Annotated in this window: 6 protein-coding genes; 2 read left to right on the forward strand and 4 right to left on the reverse strand. The window is 72.6% G+C overall.

All coding sequences use genetic code 11. The features are described from left to right. The first annotated feature begins 208 nt into the window (after positions 1-208). Positions 209-928 (forward strand): hypothetical protein, encoded by a 720-nt coding sequence (locus KDK95_RS33475; RefSeq protein ID WP_212522379.1) that lies wholly within the window; start codon positions 209-211, stop codon positions 926-928. Positions 929-1,016: 88 nt separating this feature from the next. Here KDK95_RS33475 and KDK95_RS33480 read toward each other — a convergent pair whose 3' ends face one another. The 3 genes from KDK95_RS33480 to KDK95_RS33490 form a co-directional block, all read right to left on the reverse strand. Continuing rightward, positions 1,017-2,663 (reverse strand): phospho-sugar mutase, encoded by a 1,647-nt coding sequence (locus tag KDK95_RS33480; RefSeq protein ID WP_212522380.1) that lies wholly within the window; start codon positions 2,661-2,663, stop codon positions 1,017-1,019. Positions 2,664-2,667: 4 nt separating this feature from the next. After that, positions 2,668-3,483 carry a purine-nucleoside phosphorylase gene (locus KDK95_RS33485; RefSeq protein WP_212522381.1) on the reverse strand — a complete coding sequence of 272 codons (816 nt, stop codon included), beginning with the start codon at positions 3,481-3,483 and terminating at the stop codon, positions 2,668-2,670. A 92-nt stretch (positions 3,484-3,575) separates the two neighbouring features. Beyond that, positions 3,576-4,940, reverse strand: coding sequence for an MFS transporter (locus tag KDK95_RS33490; protein WP_372463426.1), 1,365 nt, complete (start codon positions 4,938-4,940; stop codon positions 3,576-3,578). A gap of 29 nt (positions 4,941-4,969) precedes the next feature. On the opposite strand from KDK95_RS33490, the gene KDK95_RS33495 reads away from it, so the two are divergent. After that, a complete protein-coding gene (locus KDK95_RS33495; RefSeq protein WP_212522383.1) occupies positions 4,970-6,382 on the forward strand; it encodes an NAD(P)H-quinone dehydrogenase in 1,413 nt (470 codons plus the stop codon). A gap of 145 nt (positions 6,383-6,527) precedes the next feature. On the opposite strand, the gene KDK95_RS33500 is transcribed toward KDK95_RS33495, so the two are convergent. Further along, positions 6,528-6,682: biotin/lipoyl-containing protein (locus KDK95_RS33500; RefSeq protein ID WP_212522384.1), on the reverse strand; the 155-nt coding region annotated here is incomplete at its 5' end.

Raw genomic sequence — 6,682 nt, forward strand, 5'->3', positions numbered from 1 at the left:
GAGCGAGCCGGGTCGGAGGCGGGGCGGGGGTGCGGACATACCGGCCAGGGTCCGGCTCGCAGCGCGCGATCCGGTCGGTGCGGTGGTTCGGGAGGTCGAGTGGTCCGGCCGAGCCTCCGAGCCGCGGCGGCGTGAGGCCGGCCGGTCGCCGAACCGTCGACGGGAGCCGCGTGGACCCGCGCCCGCCGGTTGGGGCAGAATCCAGCACATGACAACGCCAGCGAGTCCCGTCGACAAGCCGACCGCCTACCGCGGGGTGAGCGCCGTGATCGGCGGCGCCGTGGTGATGCTCTTCTGCATCGGCGGCGCCGTGGACCTGCTGGCCGAGGAAGGCACGGCCGACATGCCCGGCGCGGCGATCATGCTGCTGGTCGCGGCCCTGGCGTTCGCGTACGGGGTGTTCCCCGCGGCGTTCTCCGGCGTCGACGCGCTCGTCGTCCGCAACCCGCTGCGGACCATCACGCTGTCCTGGGGCATCGTGACCAAGCTGACCGCGCAGCTGTCGTTCATCGCCTTCACCCCGACCCGCCGCTACACCGTCTGGGCCGTCCCGGTCTCCCTCCGCGACCGCCGCCGCGCCGAGCGCGCCCGCATGCGCGACCTGGCCCGCCAGAACCGCCCCGCCAGGGCCGGCCGCCAGCGGCTGAGCGGCCTCGGCGGCTACGACGACGTCCGCCGCTCCTCGAGCCCCACCCCCGATCCGATCGAGAAGCTCTCGTTCGCCGACCAGGCCATCACCGAGATGACCGCCCGCCGCGAGAACTGGTACCACCGCGCCGGACTCGACCCGGACGCGCTGGTCGCGGAGCCGACGAGCGCTGAGGGTGCCGGCGCCGGCCAGCTGCCGGAGATCAGCTGGAACATCGTGACCCTGGCCCCGATCGCGGCGTGCGCCGTGTTCGTGATCGTGGCGTTCGCGGTGAAGTAGGGGTGATGGGTCTGGCAGGGACGGGGCCGGTCGCGGCTCGCGACCGACCGCCGGCCCTGCCAACCGACCGCCGGCGCTACCTATTCGCCTACGCCCCGGCGCTGAGAATCCCCTCCAGCGACGCCTTCATCCCGGCCAGGACCTCCGCGGAGCCTGCCTCCAGGTAGCACTTCAGCTTCGGCTCGGTGCCGGAGGGGCGGACGACGACGCGGGCGCCGTCGAGGACGAAGCGGAGGCCGTCGGTGGGCGGGAGGGTGTCGGTGCCCTGGGTCAGGTCGTCGACGCGCTGGACGGCCAGGCCGCCGAGCTCCTTCGGCGGGTCCTGACGCAGGGCGCTCATCATGCGCGGGATCTCCGCCAGGTCGCTGACGCGCAGCGAGAGCTGGTCGGTGACGTGCGTGCCGTACTCGGCGTAGACGGCGGCGAGGTGGTCGAGCAGCGTCTTGCCCTCGGCCTTGAGCGCGGCGGCGTGCTGGGCGACGGCCAGGGCGGCGGTGATGCCGTCCTTGTCCTTCACCCCGTCCGGGTCCACGCAGTAGCCCAGCGCCTCCTCGTACCCGAACAGCAGGCCGGGGACCTTGGAGAGCCACTTGAAGCCGGTCAGCGTCTCCCGGTACTCGAGGCCGTGCGCCGCGGCGATCTTGCCGAGCAGGCTGGAGGAGACGATCGTCGTCGCGAAGACGCCCCTGCCACCGGTTTCCGCGGTCCTCCCGGCCCGCTCCGCGATGGCGGCGCCCAGCAGCGCGCCGACCTCGTCGCCGCGCAGCATCCGCCAGCCGCCCTCGGGCAGCGGAACGGCCACCGCGCAGCGGTCGGCGTCCGGGTCGTTGGCGATGACGATGTCCGCGTTCTCCTCCGCGGCCAGCGCCAGCGCGAGGTCGATGGCGCCGGGCTCCTCCGGGTTCGGGAACGCGACGGTCGGGAACGCGGCGTCAGGCTCCTGCTGCTGCGGCACCGCGATCGGCCGCGGAAAGCCCGCGCGCTCGAACGCGTCGCCGAGCAGTGCGCCGCCGACGCCGTGCAGTGCGGTGGAGACGACCTTGAGGTCGCGCGGCGCGTCCGGCGAGACGACGGCCGCGGCGCGGGCGAGGTAGTCGTCGACCATGTCGTCGCCGAGGGTCTCCCACTCCTCGCCGCGCGGCAGTTCGTTGAGCGGGCCGACGGCGGCGATGGCGGCCGCGATCTCGGCGTCGGCGGGCGGGGTGATCTGCGAGCCGTCGCCGAGGTAGACCTTGTAGCCGTTGTCCCGCGGCGGGTTGTGACTCGCCGTCACCATCACGCCCGCGCACGCGCCGAGGTGCCGGATCAGGAACGCCAGCACCGGCGTCGGCAGCGGCCGCGGCAGCACGGCGGCGCGCAGTCCGGCGCCGGTCACGATCTCGGCCGTGTCGCGCGCGAACACGTCGGAGTTCTTCCGCGCGTCGTAGCCGATCACGACGAGTTCCTCGGCGTGCCCCTGCTCGACCAGATACGCCGCGAGCCCGGCCGCCGCGCGGCCGACCACGACCCGGTTCATCCGGTTCGGCCCCGCGCCCAGCTCGCCGCGCAGCCCGGCGGTGCCGAACTCCAGCGTGCCGTCGAACCGGTCGGCCAGCTCGTCGTACGCGGCACCCGACGTCGTCGTCTTGAGCAGCCCGGCGAGCAGCTCGCGCAGCTCGCCCTTCGTCTCCGGGTCGGGGTCCTGGTCCATCCAGGCCTCGACCTCGTCCAGCAGTTCGGCGATCTCGGTCGTCATCGGGCTAGATCCTTCCGAGTACGTCGCGCAGCAGCGCGCCCATCCGGCTCGCCGCCGCGTTGCCGGCGTCGATGACCTCCTGCGCGCTCAGCGGCTCGCCGGTCATCCCGGCCGCGGCGTTGGTCACCAGCGAGATGCCGAGGACCTCCATCCCGGCCTCGCGGGCGGCGATCGCCTCGAGCACGGTGCTCATCCCGACCAGGTCGGCGCCGAGCGTCCGCAGCATCCTGATCTCGGCGGGGGTCTCGTAGTGCGGCCCGGTCAGCTGCACGTAGACGCCCTCGCTGAGCGAGGGGTCGACCTGCTTGCACAGCTCGCGCAGCCGCGGCGAGTAAAGGTTCGTCAGGTCGACGAAGTTCGCCCCGACGATCGGCGATTGCGCGGTCAGGTTGAGGTGGTCGCTGATCAGCACGGGCTGGCCGACGACGTAGTCCGCGTTGATCCCGCCGCAGCCGTTCGTCAGCACGATCGTCCGGCATCCGGTCGCCGCGACGGTGCGCACCCCGTGCACGACGCGGGCTACGCCGTGGCCCTCGTAGTAGTGCGTGCGGCCGAGGAAGACCGCCGCCAGCTTTCCGGACTCCGCGAGCCGCACGGCGCGGATTCTGCCCGCGTGGCCCAGCGCCGCCGCCGCGGTGAACCCCGGCAGCTCCGTCACCGGGAACTCCGCCTCGGTCTCGCCGAGCGCGTCGGCCGCGGGCACCCAGCCGGAGCCCATCACCAGCGCCAGGTCGGGCACCCCGCCCAGCTTCTCTTTGAGGGGCTTCGCTGCTGCCTCGGCCGCCTCGTACGCACTGCCGGAAATCGTTCTCTCAGTCACGGGCTAGAGCATACGTCCGGGCGGCCCGCGCGGCTTGCCGCGGCGGCGTGTCAGCGCCGTCCCGTCCAGGCGCTTACGGAACCGCCTCACCGCTACGGAGCCGTCAGCACAGGACTCTGCGTCGATCGCTGCTCGTCACCCCAGTCCGGGGCCTCGCTCAGGCGCATCGTCCACACATCCTTGAGCAGCAGGGTCAGCAAAGCTGCGCCCACGGTGACCGCGCCGGCGGCGTATTCGGCGCCTGCCACGCCGAGGTGCGCGGCCAGGGGGCCGGCGGCGAGGGCGCCGAGGGGCATGGCGAGGCTGGAGCCCAGGCCGTCGTACGCGGAGACGCGGGCGAGGCGGTCGGGGCGGATGAAGCGGGCCAGGGAGACGTTCCACAGGACCACCAGGAACTCCGTCGCGATGCCGGTGACCAGCCACGTCAGCAGGATCAGCCAGAACGGCCAGAGCCCGCCGACGGCCCAGCAGGCCACGCCGAGCGGGACCGCGAGCAGCGTCACCCAGAGCATGGGCCGCTTCGGCATCCAGCGCAGCGCGAGAAAGCCCCCGAGGATCAGGCCGACGGAGAACGCGGCGTTGAGCCAGCCCCACGCGGCCGGTCCGCCCAGGTGCTGCTTCGCGACGACCGGGCCCAGCACGAGCAGGCCGCCGTACCAGCACGCGTTCGCGATCAGGTACTCGACGACCGTGCCCCACACCCACGCGTGCTTGACGAACTCCTGCCAGCCCTCGCGCAGCTCGCGCCAGATGTCCGGCTCATGGTCCGGCCGCTCGTTGGCCTTCGCCTCGAGCGAGGCGAGCAGCGGGACCGTGCCGAGCATCCCGACGCCGCAGATCGTCAGCGCCCAGCCAGGCCCGACGGCCGCGACCGTGAGGCCGGCGATCGCCATGCCGCCCATCGTCGCGCCGTTCATGACCAAGCGGGACAGTGCGTTCGCGGACTGCAGTTCCCCGTTCGGGACGATCTTCGGCAGCAGTGCGGTGGAGGCGGGCCAGAACAGCGACATCCCGGTGCCGGTGACGAGCTCGAGCCCGATCATCCCGGGCGTGTTGATCGCGTGCGCCAGGGTCAGCAGGCCGAACGTGCCCTCGCCGACGGCGATCAGCACGTTGCCGACCACGATCACCAGCTGCGGCCGGAACCGGTCCGCCGCGATGCCGCCGAACAGCATGAACACCACCGACGGGATCATCTGCGCGGCCAGCACGTAGGACAGGTCCGCCGCCGAGCCTGTGACGTCGAGCACGGCGAACGAGACGCCGACCGCCGAGAAGGCGTACGCGAGCGGGGCCAGCAGCCGGTCGGCGAGCAGGATGCGGAAGTCGCGATAGCGCAGCACGCCCAGGTCTTCCTTGATGGAGCGCGCCATCGTCGGCCTCGTTTCCGGTGGGCACCGCGCGGCTTTCACGCGGGCACCGCGCGAGGCTAACGCCTCCGGAAGGGCCCAGGCCACCGGATTTCCGCCGCCCGCAGCATGGGAGAATGAACCACGTGACTCGAATCGTGATCATCGGCGGCGGTCCCGGCGGCTACGAGGCGGCCCTGGTGGCCGCCCGACTCGGCGCGCGGGTGACGGTGGTGGACCGCAGCGGCATCGGCGGCGCCGCGGTGCTCACCGACTGCGTGCCCTCCAAGACACTCATCGCCACCGCGGACGTGATGACCACGATCCAGGACGCGCCCGAGCTCGGCGTCGAGGTCAACGGCGTCGGCCGCTGCGAGACCGGGGTGGACCTCGGCCGGGTCAACGACCGGGTGCTGGCGCTCGCCGAGAAGCAGTCAGAGGACATCGCCGAGGGCCTGATCAAGGCCGGCGTGGAGGTCATCCGCGGGACCGGCCGGCTGATCGGCGACGGCGGCACGGTCCGCGCCGTCGAGGTGCGCACCGCCGAGGGCGGCACGCTCACGATGGAGGCGGACACGGTCCTGCTGGCCACCGGCGCCCGCCCGCGCGAGCTGGCCGCGGCCAAGCCGGACGGCGAGCGCATCCTCACCTGGACCCAGGTCTACGGCCTGCGCGAGCTTCCGCGCGAACTGATCGTGGTCGGCTCCGGCGTCACCGGCGCCGAGTTCGCCGGCGCGTACCAGGCGCTCGGCTCGCAGGTCACGCTGGTCTCCTCGCGCGACCGCGTGCTGCCCGGCGAGGACCAGGACGCCGCGCAGGTGCTCGAGGAGGTCTTCCAGCGCCGCGGCATGACGGTGCTCAGCCGTTCCCGCGCGTCCGCGGCGGTCCGCGACGGCGACCGCGTAGTCGTCTCGCTGGAGGACGGACGCACCGTGACCGGCACGCACTGCCTCATGGCCGTCGGCTCGCTGCCGAACACCGAGGACCTGGGCTTGGCGGAGGCCGGCGTGCAGACGACGCCGTCCGGCCACATCATCGTCGACCGCGTCTCGCGCACCACCGCCTCCAACGTCTACGCGGCGGGCGACTGCACCGGCCTGCTCGCGCTCGCCTCCGTCGCCGCGATGCAGGGCCGGATCGCGGTCTACCACGCGCTCGGCGAGGCGGTGTGGCCGATCAACCTCAAGCGCGTGTCGGCGAACATCTTCACCTCGCCGGAGATCGCCACCGTCGGCCGCACCACGTTCAACGCCGAGAGCGACGATCCGAACTTCGACGTCGTGAAGCTCCCGCTGGACACCAACCCGCGCGCCAAGATGCTCGGCTTCAAGGACGGCTTCGTGAAGCTGTACGCGCGTCCCGGCTCGGGCACCGTGCTCGGCGGCGTGATCGTCGCCCCTCGTGCCAGCGAGCTGATCCACTCGGTGTCGATGGCGGTCGACCTGCACCTGTCGGTGGATCAGGTCGCCGCGGTGTTCACGGTCTACCCCTCGCTCTCCGGCTCCGTCGCCGAGGCCGCGCGGCGCCTGCACAGCGACCACGAGGAGTAGTCCGGAGCGCGTGCGGGTCCACGGGGGATCCCGGGATCCCGACCCCGTCGGCAAGTTACCCCTTAGTAGCTTTCGGACGAAAAGGCCGGGCGCCGCCCCGTGCGGAGCGGCTCCCGGCCTTTGCCGAATCGTGCCGGGGTCTTTCTCAGTCCTTGATCTCGCAGAGCACGGCACCGGAGGAGACGGTCGCGCCGACCTCGGCGGAGAGCCCGACGACGGTGCCGGACTTGTGCGCGGTGATCGGCTGCTCCATCTTCATCGCCTCGAGCACGACGACCAGCTCGCCCGCCTCGACCGCCC

The organism is Actinospica acidithermotolerans (genome assembly GCF_018139625.1).
Classification (GTDB): domain Bacteria; phylum Actinomycetota; class Actinomycetes; order Streptomycetales; family Catenulisporaceae; genus Actinospica; species Actinospica acidithermotolerans.

Bases quoted from the DNA above. Each gene is read 5' to 3' on its own strand.
- KDK95_RS33475 (WP_212522379.1), top strand. From the start codon at position 209: ATGACAACGCCAGCGAGTCCCGTCGACAAGCCGACCGCCTACCGCGGG.
- KDK95_RS33480 (WP_212522380.1), bottom strand. From the start codon at position 2,663: ATGACGACCGAGATCGCCGAACTGCTGGACGAGGTCGAGGCCTGGATG.
- KDK95_RS33495 (WP_212522383.1), top strand. From the start codon at position 4,970: ATGAACCACGTGACTCGAATCGTGATCATCGGCGGCGGTCCCGGCGGC.